Below are 19623 nucleotides of genomic sequence, written 5' to 3' on the forward strand. Positions count from 1 at the left end.
ATTTACCTAGACAGAGCTGCCCTATTTGAGAGGAGAGAACCATTATGACAGTCCCTAAAAAATTAGTACTTATCGGCAACGGCATGGCAGGTGTCCGTGCAATCGAGCATTTGCTCAAGCTCGCCCCAGATACTTACGAAATCACGATTTTCGGTGCGGAGCCGCACCCTAACTATAATCGTATTATGTTGTCCACCGTCCTAGCGGGCAGCACCGAGCTTAAAGATATCATTATTAATGATTGGGATTGGTACAAGGAAAACAACATTACGCTTCATACGAATCAATCGATCAAGAAAATCGATACGCAGCGCAAAGTTGTTATTTCCGAAAGCGGCATTGAAGCCCCTTATGATGAAGTGGTTATCGCAACAGGCTCCAAAGCCTTTATGCTCCCTATTCCCGGCGCAGATAAAGAAGGTGTCATTGCCTTCCGCGATATTCAAGATTGCGAAAAAATGTTCAGCGCAGCAAAATCATACAAAAAAGCAGCCGTTATCGGCGCTGGCCTTCTCGGCTTAGAAGCTGCCCGCGGCTTGCTCAACCTCGGTATGGAAGTCACGGTCATTCATAAACATCCTTATATTATGGAACGCCAGCTGGATGAAGCGGCCTCGCTCATGCTGAGAAAAGAACTTGAAACGCAAGGCATGAAATTTCTGCTCAGCAAGCATTCCGCTTCTATTACAGGCCGCGGCAGAGTCAAGGAGCTGCAATTTACCGATGGAAGCCACTTGGCTACTGATCTGATTGTAATGGCGGTCGGCATTCGTCCGAATGTCGATTTGGCGAAAAGCTCCGGTATTGACTATAACAACGGCATACTCGTCGATGATTTTATGAATACGAATATCCCTCATGTATCAGCACTTGGAGAATGTGTCGAGCATAGAGGCGTTGCTTACGGCCTTGTGGCTCCATTGTATGAGCAAGGCGCGGTGCTCGCTAAACGTCTCGCTGGCGTGGAAACGGCTGGTTATGCCGGATCGGTAACTTCCACCAAGCTAAAGGTTTCTGGCGTCGATGTTTTTTCGGCGGGGCGCTTTGTTGAGACAGAGGGCTCACGCGCAATGCGGATTCAAGATGATGTGGCCGGCACTTATAAAAAGATCGTTATACGGAACGGCAAGCTGGTTGGTGCAGTATTATTCGGTGATACAGCAGATGGTGCTTCGTTGTTTGCTTCCATTAAAAGCGGAGAATCGATTGAAGGCCGCGAGAAAGAACTGCTGCTCGGCATTTCGAGCGATCTGCTTGGCAAATCAGGTGGCGGTGCAAGCCGTCTGGAAAATATGCCCGACGATGAAATCGTCTGCGGCTGCAACGGCGTTACTAAAGGCGCGATTGGCGATGCAGTCCTTAACAAAGGCTGCCATACATTTGGTGAACTAAAAGCCTGCACGAAGGCATCCGCATCTTGCGGCGGCTGCAAGGCCGACATTGAAGGACTGCTGCATTTTTACGCAGGTGATAAGGTCGGCGAATCGGCGAAGGAAGGTATTTGTGGCTGCACATCGCTTGGCCGTGATGAAATCGTCGAACAAATCCAAAGCATGCGTCTGATGACTGTCAAAGAAGTAATGCATGTGCTCGACTGGAATAACAAAGAAGGCTGCTCGAAGTGCCGCCCTTCCCTCAACTACTATCTCGGCATGCTGTTCCCAGAGGAATATGTCGATGAGAAGGAATCCCGCTTCACGAATGAACGTTACCACGCCAACATTCAGAAGGACGGTACCTATTCCGTTGTTCCACGTATTTATGGCGGAGTGACGACTCCAGCCGACTTGATTAAAATCGCTTCGGTAGCAGAGAAATTCAATGTGCCACTGGTGAAATTTACAGGCGGTCAGCGCCTTGACTTGTTCGGTGTAAAGAAAGAAGATTTGCCAAAAATGTGGGAGGAGCTGGAGATGGCTTCGGGCCACGCCTACGGCAAAACGCTCCGTACCGTAAAAACATGCGTCGGCAATACATTCTGCCGCTTCGGCACACAGGATGCCATGGCTATGGGCATTAAGATGGAAAAAGCTTTTGAGCGACTGAACGCTCCAGCGAAGTTCAAGCTGGCGGTATCCGGATGTCCCCGCAACTGTGCGGAAGCAACGATTAAAGATTTGGGCGTCGTAGCTATTGATGGGGCGTGGGAAATTCATGTTGGCGGCAATGCCGGCGTAAAGGTAAGAGCCTGCGATCTGCTGACTACGGTAAAAACAGAAGAAGAGGTTATGGAATGGACGAGTGCTTACTTGCAATACTACCGCGAAACAGGGCAATGGAATGAGCGCACAGCACACTGGATCGACCGTGTTGGTCTTGATACAGTGAAGAAAGCGTTGGAGAAGCAGGAAGACCGTCTCGCGCTCATGGAACGTGTACAGAAAGCACTCAGCGTGACTACAGATCCTTGGAAAGAAATTGTTGATAACGATGAATTGCGTAAAAACTTCGAACCGATTGCCGGCCCGCTGCCGGTCTAACATCAGGAGGGATTAAATATGAGCAAACTGCTGATTGGCAAATTATCTGATATTGATATTCGCGGCTCACGCACCGTTCGTGTGAAGGAGACGGAAATTGCATTATTCCGTCTTGAGGACGGCAGTGTGCTGGCTATTGAAAATCGTTGTCCGCATAAGGGCGGACTATTATCCGAAGGCATGGTATGCGGTACAGTTGTCCATTGTCCGCTGCATGATTGGAAGGTTGACCTCCAAAGCGGATTGGTCAAGGATCCGGATGACGGCTGTGTAATGACTTTTGATACTGAAATTGATCCAGAGGACGGCGCTATCTATGTAACGCTTTAATTTATACATTTTATAAATATTACTTATTTCCTAATATCGTCTTTTTACTTTTATAATAGAGAGCATGTTATGCCATTGCTAATCTTAAGGAGAAACCATTATGTCCTACATCAAACCCGCAGAAGTAATAGACGCTATGATCGATACCGGGGCTGCAAAAGCAAATGCTGGCACGCTGCAAATGCTCGTTCGCGGGTTTCTCGGGGGAGCGATTTTGGCTTTTGCCACAACGCTTGCTTTTACAGCAACGAGCCAAACCTCACTTGGTCTTGCAGGTGCTCTAGTATTTCCAGCCGGGTTCGTCATCATTGTTCTCCTTGGATTGGAGCTTGTTACTGGCAGCTTTGCACTCCTTCCGCTAGCTGTTCTTGCCCGCAGGACGAGCGTATCCCGAATGCTGTCCAATTATATTTGGGTGATCGCCGGACATCTCATTGGCTGCGCTGCCTATGCGCTGTTGTATAGTTTAGTCATTACGAAAATGTTCACCGATATGAGCAATCCGCTCATTCAAATGATTATACAGCTTAGCGAAACGAAAACAATTGGCTACAAGCATATGGGGTCTGAGGGCATGATGCTTGTTGTTATTAAAGCCATTTTGTGCAATTGGATGGTAACACTCGGCGTTGTAATGGCGATGACATCCAAATCAACGGGCGGCAAAATCATTGCGATGTGGCTGCCAATCGTCATTTTCTTCGCCCAAGGCTTTGAACATGCTGTCGTTAATATGTTCGTCATTCCCGCAGGCATGCTGTTTGGCGCTCACGTCAGCTTTTCTGATTGGTGGGTATGGAATCAAATCCCCGTACTCGTTGGCAACTTTATTGGCGGTGCAGTGTTCACAGGGATGATGCTGTATTTGTCCCATCCTTCGCCGAAAAACCAAGCTGTAGGCGTTAAAGCACAGATAAAATCCGAGCCAGCAGCAGTTGGAGCGATTGTCGCCAAAGGAAGTGGTCTATGATGAAGCAAGCACCAGGTACGGTTTATATTGTCGGAGCAGGTCCAGGCGATCCCGAGCTCATTACTGTAAAAGCCATGCGGCGCATCCAGTCGGCTGACATTATTTTGTATGACAGGCTCGCTACAACTGAGCTGCTCGATTATGCCAGCAAAAACGTCGAGCTCATCTATTGCGGCAAAGCACCGAACGCCCATGCTATACCACAGGATCAAATTAATCAACTGCTTGTACAATATGCTAGCCAAGGAAAAAATGTCGTTCGGCTGAAGGGCGGCGACCCCTTCGTCTTCGGACGTGGCGGCGAGGAAACGCTGGAGCTTGCCAAGCATGGCATTCCTTATGAGGTAATTCCCGGTATTACGTCCGCCATTGGAGCAGCAGCAGCCGCGAATATTCCGCTTACACACCGAGAGCATGCTTCATCCTTCGCCTGCGTCACAGGCACCCGCTGCCATGGGGATAAAGCTCCTGTACGCTGGGATCTGCTTGCACACAGCGTAGATACTTTAGCGATTTATATGGGGGTCAGCCAGCTTGGCGCCATTCGCGAAGAGCTGCTGAAGCATGGGAAAGCCGCTACGACGCCCGTTGCACTTATTGAACGAGGCACCACCTCGAGGCAGCGTACCTTTACAGGGACACTTGAGCATATTCATAATCTGGCCGCATCCGTACAGCTCAGCAACCCGGCATTAATTATTATCGGCGAGGTTGTCAAAGTGCGGGAGCAGCTGCTCTTGGCAGAGCAGCAAGCGGAGCAACAGGCCGGGCAATTAATTGGCTGACAGAAATTTTCAAATGCAAGAGACCCTGGGGAGCTAAGCTCCCCAGGGTCTCTTGTATTTGAAGCAGCGCTTGCTGCCACTTAATAGGTTGTGTACGCAGATGATAATGAGAGTATCAGAAGCTTGGTGGACACAGAATCCGCTATTTCAACAGAATATCGGTTAGGAAGAATCCTGCGGACTCAGGAGCCGCTAATGCTGCACCAATCGTCATTTTGACGTAATCATGAGGACAATAGCTGATTTGCTGTCCACTTACGGGCTGAATTTGTATAAAAAGCTAAAATAGCGGAACCTCTGTCCTTCAAGAAAGGAAATGATCCCCTGCCATCGCGGTACAAAAAATAATCGTATTATTGGGTTTTCATACAAACCCTAAATGGAAAGAGCATCCATTAATTAGGGCCGCTCTTTCCTTTATTCGGTTGCAATGTCCTTATGAAGTTGCTGTAGGAGATGCTTCTGCCGCAGCATCAGAGCCTTGGCCCGCTGCTCCACCGCCTTGGCCGCCTGGACGACCTCCGCCCATTCCTCCACCCATCATGCCGCCGATTTGAATCGTCGCCGCATCCTGGGTGCCATCGGTTACCGTGTAGGTAACAATGTCATCGGCATTGAGGTCAGCAAGCGACTTGGTTGTTTCCACGCGCTGGTCGTTTTCGAAGGAGATAGCTGTAATCGTTGTCGCATCAGTTACCGTCACTTCCACCGTTTCCTCGGTGAACATGTTTTCCATATTCATCCGCCCACCGCCCTGACCTTGGGCAGTCTGTCCACCATCCTGTGCTGGCGGCTCCGGCTGTGTTCCATCTGGCGCCGCTCCTGCTTCACCTTGCTGTGCATCTCCTTGCGCTGGAGGCTCGCCGCCTCCTTGGCGGTCACCTGGCGTAAAGGAAGATTTGTACAACGTAATGGTCTGCCCATCAATGGATTTGATCTTGCCCATTGTGCCTCCCATCATCATGCCGCCTTGGCCCGGACCGCCCTGCGCTTGGCCAGCACCAGCACCAGCATCCGCTTGTGTACCACTCTGCGCAGCGGCCGCTTCCGTGCCTGCAGCAGTCGTATTCGTCGCTGTCTGATTGGCACTGCATGCAGCCAAGGTGGCCATTATGAGAATCGTACTTAGTAGTATTTTCCAATTTTTCATAAAGGTTCGCTTCCTTTCAATAAGCCTTGCTTGAATGTACAAGCTCAGCTTATCAAACCATTATGAACACCGTATGAATGCCCCCTGAACGTCCGCTGAATGTGCAGATCTCACATTGCGACAATAACGCTTAGCGGAACGCGACCTGAATAGCCCCCAGCCTCAATTGCTTCAGCTGCTCCACAACTAGGCCGGCAACTTGCAGCGCACCGCGCTCCTGAAAATGCGTATTGTCCTCTACGCCATTGGGGAAATTTATAAACTCGCCTGGCGCCGCCCACATAAATACCGATTTCGTCGCTTCTGGACCAAGCTCCTCAAACAGCTTGCGGCTTTCCTCCGCCAAGTCGATTAACGGTACGTTCTCCTCCTCGGCAAGCTCCCTCATCGCAATCAAATATTCGCCATGCGTATCGACGAGACTACCATCTGCTTCATAAAATCGCCGCTGTACGGATGTCACCAGCACAGGAAGCGCCTCGCGCTGCCGAGCCCCATCTATGTATCGCTTTAAATATTCCTTATAAGTGGTAAAAGGCTCCGTGCGCCGCTCCTCATCCGGCTTCTGGTCATTATGGCCAAACTGGATCAGCAGCACGTCCCGCGGCTTCATCCATTGAAAGATTTCATCGAGTCGGCCTTCTCCGATGAAGCTTTTGGAGCTGCGCCCGGAAACCGCCCTGTTCTCAATGGCTACGTCCTGCTTGAACCATTTGGGCAGCATTTGTCCCCAGCCTGCATAGGGATAGCCATCCTCCGGCTGATCTGTAACCGTTGAATCCCCAGCAAGAAAAATGGTCGGCGTTTGGTTAGAAGACAGCACCTCAAGTGCATTAATGCGCGGCGCTAATCCCGTAAAGGCCAGGCGGATTTGACCATCCCTTACCGACAAGGCGAAGCTGTAGCGAATAAACTCGCCTGCTACCGTCCTTAAGCGCTGGGCAACGAGCCTACCGCAGCCCGCTTTAATCGTCGTCTCTGTAACGGTTATGGCGTCGCCGATTAACAGATTCACGGTGTAGATACCATTTTCAACATCAAGCAAAAAAGAAGTTTCCAAAGGGATGCAGAAGTCGCTGCCCATGCCCTCTGCTTCCGCTCGGCGCTTCGCCGTCACCTTCGTCACCGAGCTGAATCCATAGCCTCTGTCTGGCTCGTACAACGTAGAGTCCGTTACCTTCACATGCTCGTCCCTCGCAGCTCCAATACCAAAATCAAATCGAAAAACATCTGTCATTATTGTTTTCCTCCTATAAATGATGATCAGCCGTTTCCTACTCTGGTTGTAAGCGTTCTCTAAGTTGTACGCAGGACAACCGTCCTGCCATCTGTTTTTTACTCTCCTAGCGTAGTACCGTTTGCTAGCGGCGTTCCTGCCCGCTTGCGGTTGCCGATTATGAAGAGCAGTGTCCCGACGCAGCCAAAAATAGCAGCCCCGATAAGCAGTGTACTGAGCGGCACACTGTCCGACAAACCGGCGCTCAGCAATGGCCCAAGCGTGCCTCTCACGCCGAACAGCATCAGATGGATGCCGAACACAACCGCCTCCCGGCCGGGAGCAAGCCTGAAAATATAAGCCAAAATGCCAATATCCCAAATCGCTTCCCCAATTCCCTGAATGCCGTTGCCGAGAATGACAGCAGGGTAGGTACCTATAAATCCATAGAGCATCGGAACGATGGCATAGGCTGCAATGCCGCCCAATATCGTATAGCGGATATCAAAGCGGTCAATCATCCAGCCCGCAATAAAATACGTGACCAGCAGTCCGATAAAATAAGCGACCCGCGCATATCCAATCTGCACATTGCTTAGTTCCAGCACCTGTACCTGAATAATTTGGTAAAGCGGGATGGACAGCATATTACCGAAGCCGGCAAGTGACGTTGCCGCCAGCAGCACTGCCAGCTTCTTATTGCCCGATACGAGCTTCCACTGGTCGCGCAGCGAGAAGCGGGTGACGGATGCGCCGGGAGCCACCAACTTTTTCAATGGAATTTTCGGCAGCCGCAGCGTCTGGAACAGCAATATAGACAATGTGCCTGCCGCTGCTGCGCAGACGAGCGGCCACGACGTACCGGACGCATCCGCCCATTTTCCAACCAAATAGGCTAGTGGAATCATAATGGCTCCCATGGCCACTCGCACATAGCCCATCAGCCTGCCTCTTACATCAGGCGGATACATGCGGGATACTAGTGCTGCATAAGCCGGAGCCTGGATGCCCATCAAAATTTGAAAAACGAGCGCCGTTGCCACAAACACCGAAGGTTGAGCAAACAACGCCGGGAGCAGCAGAAGCAGCCTGCCAATTAAATTAGGAATAATTACAAATGGCTTCGGATTGTTGCTCTTCTCGATCCAGTTCGCCCACAACGGCGAGAAAATAAGGCCGATTGCCGGAGCAGCCGACAATAGCCCTACTTGAAAGTTCGTCGCCCCCTGCTGTATCGCAAACGGCATGTAAAACTGGTTAAGCACGACATTAAACAAGCTGAATAATAGGGATGCGCCCACATCAATTTTGGCGTTGTACCATACACGGGGAGTCATTTGCATGCCAAATTTATGCAATCGGGCTTTCGTTTCCATCTTCTGCTGCTTCCTTTCGAATCTCTTCCTTTTCCCGAAGAGTGTTCATTCATTTACGTTACTTTCATTAGAGCAAAATTCAACCAGAAGCGCAACAGAAGATTTTTGCAAAAAAAGAGAAAGCTCCAGCCGCTAGTTGGCTTCGAGCTTTCCCTATTGCCTTATAATGTTGCGGCGATGAGCACGAAGCACACAACGGAAATGCCCGTGTACAGCCATGCGTTCGTTTTGCTGCAGGTTTTGCTGGTCCAGATGCGGTACAAATAAATGATCGTGACGATGACAGAAATAGCCGTAATCCCGCTTAGCAGCAAGCCCACCCAATCTGCTCCCGAGCTGGCCACCTCACCGTGATGCCTATGCATGCTGCTTTCCATTGCTATACTTCCAGTCAACAGCAGTGGCAGCAGCAAATGAATGCCGTGAATGACAAGGGGAAGCAGCATTCCTCCAATAGACAATAGCGAGCTTCGCGGCAGCTGTTGCTTCGTAATGGACAGCCCTCTCCCTTCTGGAAAAATAGTTCATACATACTTCCCTTTCATCATACGTACGAAGCGGCCTATTTTATGCCCAGACAACGTTTAATCTTCTTTGCTTAAGCTTCGAATACCCGACAAATACGTTTGCAGCACAAGCTGCAGGGATTCATCCAATTGATAGGGCAAGCCGAAGCCTCCTTTCTGCTCGATAGAGCTAAATCCATGCAGCAGGCTGCGCCAGCCGCGGACGATATGAATCGCCGTCTCATGCTTTAAGTTATAGCGGTCAAGCAGATTAATAATGAGACCGATCAGCTGCTCGCTAATTGCTTTAAATTCAGCATTATCCTGCGATTGAGACGGAACTGTCGCCTCGTAAACACCCGGATTCGAGCGGGCAAAAGCAATATAGGCTTTACTCGCCTCATAAACGGCGTCTTCCCCCGTCAGACCTTCTACCGCTTTAGTCATCTGCTCGTTCATTTCGCGCAAACCATAAATCGCGAGGGCCAGCCTCACGCCACTCAAACCGTCTATATGGTTGTATAAGGAGGGAGAGCGAATGCCCAGCTTCTGCGAAAGCGATGCCATCGTCACGGCTTCGAGCCCTTGCGTATTGGCAATTTCTGCGGCTGTCCGAACAATCGTCGGTAAATCCAAGCCTATTCTTGGCGACATATCATCTTCTCCTTGCTGTTGTGAAATCAGTATCCATTATATCCGTGTGCGATTTGCTCTAATGTACCATAGACGCAGCGAGCTTGCGTTCAGCCACATTGATGGCCTGCTCCATTGCGGCCACCGGATCAACAAGCAGGTTGCCATGTCCAACTGCCAGCAAAGACGGTTTCAGCGCAAGCAAGCGCTGAGCGCTAAGCAGCGACTGCTGCTTATTCCAGGTTGCCCATGCCGGAAATGGAAACAACGGCCGAACTTGTCCGCTGACCGCAAGGCCGCCACGCCGTTGAAAAGCATCGCCAGCAATCAGCTCTCCACCCCTAGTATCGAGGAAGGCCATGGAGCCCGGCGTATGTCCCGGTGCTGCAACCGCCAGCAGTGAGCCGATACGATCACCGCCTTGCAGAAGCAGATCCGGCTTCGTTGCTACATTTTTCGGCACACCACCTTTAATTGGGGTAATCGGCTCACCTGGCTCCAATGAACGGTCTCCACGCAGCAATCGCGCATCTCTCACCGATATCGCTACAATTGCCTCTGGCAGCTGTGCTTTGAGCTTATCCAACGCGCCGATATGATCATCATGCGCATGCGTCAGTACGATTCGCACAATCGGCTTGCCGAGCTTGTGTGCTGCCTGCATAATCGCTTCGGCATTATTCGGCAGTGCTGCATCAATCAGCGTCAAGCCGTCCTCTTCTTCGATCAAATAGCAATTTACAGGAAATACATGGGGCAAGTAGGTCAACTGATAGATATGCTGGTGTCTAGTCATTCTCACAATGCATCACTCCTCGGTATTTTGCGCTGGCTGCGCCAAAACTAATGTCGTTAGTTTTATAATAACTAATGGTATTAGTTTTGGCAATATGTTTATTGCTTTACTTCCATCGACTACTTTTTTTAAAACTCTCGCATGGACGACTTATGCAGCATTAAAATCAAAAGAAGCTTATCCGCAGCGGATAAGCTTCTAGGCTTCAGCCCATTTTATTTCGTCCAATCGAAATCCATTGCCTGCAAAAAAGCTCTCGCCAGCACCGCATGGCCTGCTGCCGTCGGATGTATGCGATCCCACGCCAAGGTAGCGGAATACAGATGGGCCAGCACTTTATTAAATGCCGCCTGTGTATCAATGAACAGACAGCCCGTTTCATCTGCAATTCGGCGCACAACAGCACCATATTCGTCCATCGTGCGGCGCATCGCATCCTGCTCATTGCTTTCCAGAAAGAAAGGAGTCATCAGCACGATACCGCTGCTGGCAACTGGCTTCGCCTGCGCTACGAGCTCGCGCAGCGTTTGCTCGTACTCCTCAATATATACATGCCATTCCCTAATGAACGGCGTATCATATTGGCGCCAAACGTCATTGATGCCGATCATGATCGAAAGAACGTCCGGTTTTTTATCCGTCACATCCTCCTGCCATCTCGCTTTCAAATCACGGACCGTATGGCCGCCCGTTCCCACGTTTACTACGCGAATGCCGAGCTCTGGATATACCGCTTGCAGCAGCGCATCCACCTGAGCTACGTAACCTCTGCCAAGGGCGCCGAACAGTCCCTCGCCATCCTGCTTGTTCCGATCGCAATCTGTAATCGAGTCCCCAATGAACAACAGCTTCTGCCCACGTTCCAGCTTCACCCTAATCATTCCCCTTATTTTCACGATTAGCCTTGCGTCTCGCGCCGCTTGAACTGCTCTGGCGATACACCGACGAACTGCTTGAACATTCTGCTGAAATGAGCTAAATGCTTAAAACCAAGGCGATAGCAAGCTTCTGTAACCGTGACGGACGGCTCCATCAAAAAGATGATTTTCGCCTCATTGATCCGCCTTCGATACACATAGTGAAACACCGTTACACCCGTCACATCCTTAAACAGCCTAGCGATATATGACTTGCTTAGATGAAGCCTTTCTTCCAGCTGCTCCATATGCAAATCGTCTGTATAGCTGTGCTCCAGCAAGGAAATGATACGCTGCACCGTCTGCTCCTTATCCGTAGAAAACTCTTGCCGTTCCCTCAGCGGCTGCTCGCATAAACCAAAAATAAAATACAATAGATCAACAAAGGCAAGCAGCAGGCGGTTGCTGCCTATCGCATCGCCCCGCTGCTGATGCACATGCATTTGAGCCAGAAGCCGCTCAGCCTCTTCCTTATGCTCGCCTCTGAGCCGCAGGCGGTGGTTGCGCAGCTCCTCAAACGGCTCCATGACATTAAGCGCCTGCGGCAGCTCCAGCAGCGGGCGCAGCAGCGAAGGCTCGAAATGGACAATCGATCGCACATAAGGAACCGAAGGGTCGATTTTGGCGCAATGCAGGGTCATGCCGAACAAAATCATCAAATCGCCCGGCTGCATATGATAAATTTGATCGCCTATCAAATAGTTGCATTTTCCTTCATGAAAATAATAAACCTCATAATAGGTATGCGAGTGAAAAATAGGTTCAAGCGGTGTTTGGATTTGGTAGCTGAAATCGATCATTTTAACCTTGCGACTGCAGTCCGTTAATATAGCGGACAAAATGACGCAGCATGTCTGGAGACTCCGCAAATTCTTTGCTAAAATCTTCAATGCCGAGATAGCCGTCGTAGCCGACAGCCTGCAAATCCTCAATGATTTGCTTCCACGGCACTGCCCCTTTAGCTAGTCCCGTCCAGTCTGCCTTCCAGCTTATGCTGCCATCTGTTTCCTCTGGGCCAGCCTGCCAGCTCGCATTTTTCACATGCACATGTGCCAAATACGGACCTAGCAGCTCTAGTCCCATCCGGTAGTTTTCAAAGCCTTCGTAAACCATGTTGCCGGGATCGTAAAGTACGCCAATACAATCCGGGTCCAGCCCTTCGCATAGCCGATAAGCCGCGGAAGCGCTTGCCGCAATCGTCTGATGATGGGTCTCGACTAAGCCTTTAACGCCATACTTCCGGCACAGCTCCTGAGTTTGCTGCAAATACGTCCGTGCCAGCGTGAACAGCTCGCCGAATGGCCTTGTGCGGTCATAACTCGGAACACCAACCCGGATAAAGGAAGCCCCTACCCGCTTCGCCGCTTTCAGCACCTGTTCGGTAGCCTCCAAATCGCCAGCGGTAAGATATGGGGTCAGGCTGAGCGTTGTCAGTCCATGATCAGCCGCAGCCTTTCCAAAGCGATCCAGCATGTCATCTCCGCCTGAGGGGAAAATCGTACAGCGGTTGTTGCCCCAGAAAGAAGGCTCCTGGCTCGCCACAGCCGCATCGGGAGCTTCCTTGTAACGCCATTCTACAGCATGAATTCCTGCCTCTTGCGCCGCGGCTGCCAGCTCCTCGGGCCCCAGCTCCGGTGTTGCTACCGTAAATACAGACAATTTCATCATCGATTCACCCTTCTCCCTTCCTCGAACCGTATTGTATGCCTTGCTACCTCTGCTCTTTCCTACTCTACCCGGACAGCCTGCAATTGCGCCTGCAAGCTCAGCTCTGCCGCTTTAAACGTATGCGCCTGCGTCATCGCAAGCTCCGTGCCATTCAAGCAATCAAGAATAAGCGCTCCAAAATAAGGGAATCCTACCTTGTCCTTCACATCAATTTTTTGCTCGCCGCCTCCATTCACGAGGAACAGATGGTCGCTGCCACCTCTCGTCAAATCGACATACTTGCGCAGCTCGATATAGCCTTCTGTGCCGAGAATAATCGTCCGCCCATCTCCCCAAGTAGACAAGCCATCCGGTGTAAACCAGTCCACGCGAGAATAATGCGTTGCCCCGTTGTCGCCAATCATTGTAACGTCACCAAAGTCCTCAAGCTCTGGGTATTGCTTGTTATTGTAATTAGCTATTTTGCTGGATTGCACCGTTGCATCCTTGCAGCCGGCGAAATACAGAAACTGCTCAATTTGATGGCTGGCAAGATCACAAATAATGCCGCCGTACTGCTCCTTATTGAAGAACCAGTCAGGCCTAGCCGCTGCATTCAAACGATGCGGTCCCAACCCCAATACATTCAGCACGCGGCCAACAGCTCCGTCCTTCACGAGCTGCCCAGCGAACTCTGCGGATTCCACATGAAGGCGCTCGCTGTAATAGACTGCATAAATTTTGCCTGTAGCTGCCGTTACTTTACGCGCCTCAGCCAGCTGCTCAAGCGTCGTAAACGGCGCTTTGTCGGTAAAATAATGCTTGCCATGCTTCATAACCTCGACGCCAAGCGGGCCGCGCAAATTCGTAATCGCCGCTGCTGCAACGAGCACCACTTCCGCATCCTGCAAAATTTGCTGCTTCGATTCCGCCGGGCGAACCTCAGGATAGGTACGTACAAACGCTTCTACCTTCTTCGGGTCTGGATCATAAACCCACTTGAGCGTGCCGCCCGCTTCCCGAAGACCATTACACATGCCATAAATATGTCCATGATCGAGCGACAAAGCAGCGAATACAAATTCTCCCTCTTTAACTACTGGCTTTGGCTTGCCTTTCGGGGCATAATTCATTCCATTTGCTGTTGACATAAAATATTGCCTCCCTCTCGCTTGCTCGTTAGTATTTAGTGGGTACCTTTAACATCCAACGTCTCATAACTGTTCACATCTTTGTTCTTATCCGAGCTGCGTATTCTCTCCTGAAGCTTCTCATAAAATAAATCCTCGTTAATCGGAAGATCGACCCATCCATCCGTCCAAGTGGAGAGCAGCATCGCATTGGACAGCTCCAGTCCCTTAATTCCCTCTTCGCCAGGAGCAAGCAGTGGCGTGCCATGCAAGATCGCATTTACCCAATCCTGAGTAATGCCCATGTGATTGCCGCCATCGCTGACCGGAATTTCAAATTTCCAGCATTCCGGCTGGCCGAAGCCGCCTTTAAAGTTAGCATTAAATTCGGTTTCAGACACGCGCAGCCGCCAGAACGTCATTTTGTCATTTTCAATGACAATTTTGCCGCGTTCACCGGAAATTTCAAAACGATTTGTGCCCGGTGATTCAAAGGTCGAGGTGACAAACACACCCGTTGCTCCATTTTCATATTCCACGTAAGCCGTCACATCGTTCTCTACTTCAATGTTCCGATGTTTTCCAAAGGAGCAAAAAGCACGTACGCGCTTCGGCATCATTCCTGTCGTCCACTGCCACAAATCAAGCTGATGCGGGTCCTGGTTCAGCAGTACGCCGCCACCTTCGCCAGCCCAAGTTGCACGCCAGCCGCCGGAATCATAATAGCTCTGCGAGCGGTACCAGTTCGTAATAATCCAGTTCGTGCGGCGAACTTCCCCAAGCTCCCCGGATGTAATCAAATCGCGAAGCTTCGCATACAGCGGATTCGTGCGTTGATTGTACATAATGCCGAATACTTTATTACTGCGCGCTGCCGCTTCATTCATCTCGCGAACCTGCTTCGTATAAACGCCCGCTGGCTTCTCAATCAATACGTGCAGCCCCGACTCCAGCGCTGCCGCCGCCTGCTGCGGATGGTCATAATGCGGCGTGCAAATGAGCACCGCGTCCACCTCGCCAGAGCTGAACAATTCCTCTGCCGTCGAATACAGCTTTAGTTCTGTCCCCCACTCCTGCGCGGCCAGCTCCAAACGTTCCGAACGCACATCCGACACCGCAGCAAGCACAGCGCCCTCTACTCTTCCTTCAATCAAATAACGGGCATGTCCCGTTCCCATATTCCCAAGGCCTAATATGCCAATTCTGACTTTATCCAATGATTAACATCCTCTCTAAACCTGTTATAAGAAGGATCACTATAGATATATTGTAGCATAGATCGTTATGTAAGCGTTTGATTCAAAAGGCCGAATATCCGTTCATCATTTAACTGTCATTGTACAGTTTGATTCATATCCCTCGCGGCATCGACAAGTGCCCGCACCTAATCTCCTCTCTTATTGCATAATAAAAGCGGCGGTTATGTCCCTCAGGGACACACCGCCGCTTTTCCACCTATACCGAGAGCTGCCTCTGGCACGGGTTTGCCGCTTATTTAATATTTTTCTCTGTTACATAAGCTTGCCATTGTTTCGTGTATTCAGCTTGAATTTTCTCAAGTCCCGCTTGCTTCGCTTTGTCCATGAATGTTTTCAAGCCTTCTTCGATATTGTCTACGAGACCAGCTTGCAGCGGGAACAGATATTGCTTCTCCACTTGCTCAAGTGCTGCTCTCTCGGCTTGGTAAGTGCTGTAATCTTCAGCAAAACCGTTAAATTTGTCTGGAACTTGGATTTTGTCCAGCTCGTCGAAGATCGCTTTTACGCCGTCATAGTTTTTGTCAAACAGCATGAATTCTGGATTTCTCCATGCCCAGCCGTTCATTCCTTCACGAGCAAAGCCGTTGGAGCTTGCATCGCCGATCATTTGGTAGTAACCATCTTTCACTTCATAGTTTTTGCCTTCAACACCGTATTGAGTCAACAGGTTGTAACGCTTATCCGTAACCATTTTTTCATAGAATGCCAGTGCACGCTCTGCGTTTTTGCTGCTTGTTGGAATCGCATAGCCGTTGTGAATGGCATGTACTGGTGTTGCAATGCCTGTTGTAAGCGGGAATGGGTAGTATTTTAGCTCCCAATCCGGGTGAGCCGCTTGCACTTTAATAACCGAATCATTAAAACGAGTTGGGTTGTCCCCGAAAATCGTTGCTGCTTTGCCGCTTGTCAGCTGCTCCTGAATAACGTCGTTGATGTTGAGCACGTTTTTCGGGATGTAGCCGTTTTTCTGCCAGCGTTGAATCAGCTCCAAATCCGCTTTTTGCTCATCCGAGCCCCAGTACGTATAAATGTTGCCTGGCTCAAAGTAGTTCACGCCAAGACCATAAGGCAGCGCGCCAATTGCTTTATGCTCGATATCGCGAATTTGGTTCACAAGGCTGCCGCGAACGTCTGCGCCAAGTGCGATTGGACGCATGCTCGGCTCATTGGCTTTAATGCCAGCCAAATACTCTTCATACGTTTTCAAGTCCTTTGGCTCAGGAAGGTTGTATTTTTTACGAAGATCCTCCCGCCATACGAAGCCATTCGTTACATACTCTTTGTAAGTTGCCGGAACGGTAAAGATTTGGTTGTCGATTTTAACCGCTTCCCACATATCTTTCGACACAAATTCATTCAGCTTCGGCGCAGCTACAGGAAGCAGCTTGTCGAGCGGCTGGAACGCGCCTTTTTTCGCATAGGACTGGTATTGCGTCCATTCTGCTGTAAAGATCAGATCGACCTGTTGGCCGGAGCCAAGCAGCAATTTATATTTTTGCTCCCAATCGGTCCATGACGTGTAGTTGAATTTGACGGTTGCATTCAAATCCTGAAGCGCCATTTCGTTGATTTTGTCTTGAATGGCAGCCAAATCCTTCGGCGCATCGCCTAGCATATAAAATTGCAATTCTACTTTTTTGGAAGTATCGATACCCGTTTTCTCGCCTGCTTGCGCATTGTCCGGAGATGCGGTAGCTCCTGCGCTATCTGCTGGACTGCTGGATGCTGCCGTATTTCCGCCACCATTGCCGCTGCAAGCTGCGATCATGCTCATAAGCAGCATTACGGTGAGAAGCATGACTAAACCTTTGCTCTTTTTCTTCATCATGTGAATCCTCCCTTTTATAAGTTGAACCTATATATGTTAGCTGACCCTAGTAGCAAGCTTGTCGCTATGCACTCTGGTACAGTTCTAACCTTTTACAGCCCCAATCGTCAAGCCTTTTACAAAATAACGCTGAACGAAAGGGTAGAGGAACAAAATCGGGCCGGTTACAATAATCGCCATTGCCATCTTGGTCGATTCCATCGGCATGTCGCCACCAAGCGAAACGCCTGTGCCCGCTCCCATCTGTGACAGGAAGCTCATCGCATTGATGATATTGTAGAGATAATATTGAAGCTGGTACATCGTCGTGTCATTAATGAACAGTGAGGATGTAAACCAGTCATTCCAGTAAGCCAGCGCCAGAAACAGGCCGACGGTTGCGATGCCTGGCATCGATAATTGCAGCACGATGCGAGCGTAGATCGTAAAATCATTCGCGCCATCGATTTTAGCCGATTCCGTTACCTCATCGGGAACAGCGGAGCGGATGAAATTTTTCATCAATATAATGAGAAACGGCGTCATAAGTCCTGGAAGAATGAGCACCGCATACGTATCGGTGAGCTGCAAATATTTCGTCAGCATAATGTACCACGGCACAAGGCCGCCCCCGAACAGCGTCGTGAAATAAATAAAGAAGGAGAAAAAATTCCGATATTTAAAATCTCTGCGCTGCAGAACGTAACCGGCCATCGTAATGAAAAACAGACCGAGAAATGTACCGACAACTGTCGTTATGATCGTTACGGTGTAGGCATTGATGACCTGCTGCGGGAATCGCAGTACCGTTTTGTAGCCTTCGAGTGAAAACACCTGCGGGATCAAATGATACCCGTCGCGGAGAATCGATTCGTTCTGGGTGAACGAAGCTGAGACAATGAGCAGAAACGGAAACAGGCAAGCGATTGACGTGAGCAAAATAACTGTGAAAGCAATAATGCGGAACAGCAGCATATAGCTGTCGTCTTTGATTTTCATAAAGTAACCTCCATGTTCTCTTTGTGTCGGTGATTAGAATAAGTGCGCTTGGTGAGGGTAGGTTCGTCGCTGCGCAAAAGGTTTGGCTTACGATCGCCATTGCCCATGGAAATTTTCAACTATACCGCCAGCGGTAAATTTCCACGGACAAAAGCGAACGCATTCGCTTCTCCAGCTCAAACCTTTTACTCCGCTCACCCCCCCTTCACCAACACCCTCCTTCTAAAACACGAACCACAAAGATCGAATTCATACAGCAGAAAACAATTGATTCGACCCTTATAACTGTCTACATCTTTGTGTTTAATATCTCTTCGCTCCCAAGCTTATGCACTCGCTTAAGCGTAAAACAAATGCACTTGCCCTGGCTCTCGAACGTATAACGCAAATACGGTAAAGGGTGAAGTATTTGTTACTGGTCTTACTCTTGGCTCTTGGTTCTTGGTTTTGAACTAAGGGTACGGCGCAAGCGCAAAGCGGCTAAGCTGCTTTTGCCTCCCCCTAGGAGGGCGATGAAAAAGGCGAAGTGGAATGAAAAGGTTGAGTTGGAGAAGCGTAGCGCTCGCTTTTACCCTTGAATTTCCCCCTTATGGGGGTATTCGAAGAAATTCAAGGGTAATGGCGATCGGAAACCAAGCTTTTCATGCAACACAGCCTCTTTTTCATCACCCACCTAGAACAATGCGTATTCGTCGTTGATTTTGCGAATAATATAGTTGACCGTCATAATCAGAATGAAGCCGAACAACGATTGGTAAAGACCCGCAGCAGTCGACATCCCAATATCAAACGTAACTTTCAGCGAGCGATACACATAAGTATCGAGAATGTCCGTCGCATCATACAGCACGCCGTTGTTGCCGATTAATTGGTAGAACAAGTCGAACTGTCCTTTCATTATGCTGCCGAGAGCGAACAGCAGCAGGACGACGAATGTCGTTTTCAGCATGGGAACCGTAATGTACCAGATCCGTTGAAAAATGTTCGCGCCGTCAATTTTGGCCGCTTCATAATATTCATCGCTGATGCCTGTAATAGCAGCTAGATAGATAACCATGCTGTAACCGAGGTTTTTCCATAGATAGAACAATATAATGAGCGGCACCCACACCCAAGGTGTATTGTATACATCCACCGGCTCGATGCTGAGCTGCTTGAGCAGCGTGTTCAAGAATCCGCTTTCATAGTTGAACAAATTGTACACGATAACGCTCAGGATAACGAACGATACGAAATAAGGCAAAAACATAACCGATTGGGTCAGCTTCTTGAACCATTTTGTTTTTAGCTCGCTCAGCAGAATAGCCAGCGCGATGGCAAGCACATTGCCAAGCCCGATGAAGGCTATATTGTAGCCAATCGTATTTAAGGTCAGTTTAGTTAAAATGCCGGATTGCCATAAAAACTTGAAGTTCTCCAGCCCAACGAATTCACTATTGAATAAGCTCGTATTATAATCGAACCTCGTGAAAGCGTAATAGATGCCGACCATCGGTAAGTATGAATTGATGATGAAAAATAAAATCGTCGGCAGCAGCATGAGAAATAAAATGCGGTTGGTGATCAGCTCGTGAAAAAAACCTCTTCTGGTATTCATGCAGGCTATGTCTCCCCTTTCAGCT

18 protein-coding genes are annotated in these 19623 nt (G+C 49.6%); 4 read left to right on the forward strand and 14 right to left on the reverse strand.

Annotation, left to right across the window (positions count from 1 at the left end):
* The first annotated feature begins 44 nt into the window (after window positions 1-44).
* From nirB to cobA, 4 genes are all read left to right on the forward strand, one after another.
* Window positions 45-2480 carry a nitrite reductase large subunit NirB gene (nirB, locus tag AC50YG_RS20930; RefSeq protein WP_341281497.1) on the forward strand — a complete coding sequence of 812 codons (2436 nt, stop codon included), beginning with the start codon at window positions 45-47 and terminating at the stop codon, window positions 2478-2480.
* 18 nt (window positions 2481-2498) lie between these two features.
* Entirely contained in the window at window positions 2499-2810 is a 312-nt protein-coding gene (gene nirD, locus AC50YG_RS20935) for a nitrite reductase small subunit NirD (RefSeq protein ID WP_473762304.1), read from the forward strand.
* 100 nt (window positions 2811-2910) lie between these two features.
* Window positions 2911-3780 carry a formate/nitrite transporter family protein gene (locus AC50YG_RS20940; RefSeq protein ID WP_494829264.1) on the forward strand — a complete coding sequence of 290 codons (870 nt, stop codon included), beginning with the start codon at window positions 2911-2913 and terminating at the stop codon, window positions 3778-3780.
* Window positions 3780-4565, forward strand: a complete 786-nt coding sequence (gene cobA, locus AC50YG_RS20945; protein ID WP_341282886.1) for a uroporphyrinogen-III C-methyltransferase — start codon at window positions 3780-3782, stop codon at window positions 4563-4565. The genes AC50YG_RS20940 and cobA overlap by 1 nt, the downstream gene beginning before the upstream one ends.
* A 436-nt stretch (window positions 4566-5001) precedes the next feature.
* Here cobA and AC50YG_RS20950 read toward each other — a convergent pair whose 3' ends face one another.
* From AC50YG_RS20950 to AC50YG_RS21015, 14 genes are all read right to left on the reverse strand, one after another.
* Window positions 5002-5715 carry a hypothetical protein gene (locus tag AC50YG_RS20950; protein WP_494829266.1) on the reverse strand — a complete coding sequence of 238 codons (714 nt, stop codon included), beginning with the start codon at window positions 5713-5715 and terminating at the stop codon, window positions 5002-5004.
* A gap of 130 nt (window positions 5716-5845) precedes the next feature.
* Window positions 5846-6952 carry a rhamnogalacturonan acetylesterase gene (locus tag AC50YG_RS20955; protein ID WP_494829268.1) on the reverse strand — a complete coding sequence of 369 codons (1107 nt, stop codon included), beginning with the start codon at window positions 6950-6952 and terminating at the stop codon, window positions 5846-5848.
* A 98-nt stretch (window positions 6953-7050) separates the two neighbouring features.
* Window positions 7051-8307: an MFS transporter gene (locus AC50YG_RS20960; protein ID WP_473762312.1), complete on the reverse strand. Its 1257-nt coding sequence runs from the start codon at window positions 8305-8307 to the stop codon at window positions 7051-7053.
* A 161-nt stretch (window positions 8308-8468) separates the two neighbouring features.
* Window positions 8469-8768, reverse strand: a complete 300-nt coding sequence (locus AC50YG_RS20965) for a hypothetical protein (RefSeq protein WP_494829270.1) — start codon at window positions 8766-8768, stop codon at window positions 8469-8471.
* A gap of 123 nt (window positions 8769-8891) precedes the next feature.
* A complete protein-coding gene (locus tag AC50YG_RS20970) occupies window positions 8892-9467 on the reverse strand; it encodes a TetR/AcrR family transcriptional regulator (RefSeq protein ID WP_473762315.1) in 576 nt (191 codons plus the stop codon).
* A gap of 58 nt (window positions 9468-9525) precedes the next feature.
* A complete protein-coding gene (locus AC50YG_RS20975; protein ID WP_494829273.1) occupies window positions 9526-10248 on the reverse strand; it encodes an MBL fold metallo-hydrolase in 723 nt (240 codons plus the stop codon).
* 209 nt (window positions 10249-10457) lie between these two features.
* Window positions 10458-11114 carry an SGNH/GDSL hydrolase family protein gene (locus AC50YG_RS20980; protein ID WP_494829275.1) on the reverse strand — a complete coding sequence of 219 codons (657 nt, stop codon included), beginning with the start codon at window positions 11112-11114 and terminating at the stop codon, window positions 10458-10460.
* Window positions 11115-11140: 26 nt separating this feature from the next.
* A complete protein-coding gene (locus AC50YG_RS20985; protein ID WP_494829277.1) occupies window positions 11141-11959 on the reverse strand; it encodes an AraC family transcriptional regulator in 819 nt (272 codons plus the stop codon).
* Between the two features lies 1 nt (window position 11960).
* Window positions 11961-12824, reverse strand: coding sequence for a sugar phosphate isomerase/epimerase family protein (locus AC50YG_RS20990; RefSeq protein ID WP_494829388.1), 864 nt, complete (start codon window positions 12822-12824; stop codon window positions 11961-11963).
* Window positions 12825-12886: 62 nt separating this feature from the next.
* Entirely contained in the window at window positions 12887-13957 is a 1071-nt protein-coding gene (locus tag AC50YG_RS20995) for a Gfo/Idh/MocA family protein (protein ID WP_473762322.1), read from the reverse strand.
* A 35-nt stretch (window positions 13958-13992) separates the two neighbouring features.
* Complete coding sequence (locus tag AC50YG_RS21000) at window positions 13993-15153, reverse strand: Gfo/Idh/MocA family protein (RefSeq protein WP_473762323.1); 1161 nt, start codon at window positions 15151-15153, stop codon at window positions 13993-13995.
* A gap of 274 nt (window positions 15154-15427) precedes the next feature.
* Complete coding sequence (locus AC50YG_RS21005; protein WP_473762325.1) at window positions 15428-17023, reverse strand: extracellular solute-binding protein; 1596 nt, start codon at window positions 17021-17023, stop codon at window positions 15428-15430.
* An 84-nt stretch (window positions 17024-17107) separates the two neighbouring features.
* Window positions 17108-18001: a carbohydrate ABC transporter permease gene (locus AC50YG_RS21010; RefSeq protein WP_341281477.1), complete on the reverse strand. Its 894-nt coding sequence runs from the start codon at window positions 17999-18001 to the stop codon at window positions 17108-17110.
* A 673-nt stretch (window positions 18002-18674) separates the two neighbouring features.
* On the reverse strand, window positions 18675-19598 hold the full coding sequence (locus AC50YG_RS21015) for an ABC transporter permease (RefSeq protein WP_338554937.1): 924 nt from the start codon (window positions 19596-19598) through the stop codon (window positions 18675-18677).
* Between the last annotated feature and the right edge of the window lie 25 nt (window positions 19599-19623).

Source organism: Paenibacillus sp. J31R34 (assembly GCF_059383715.1).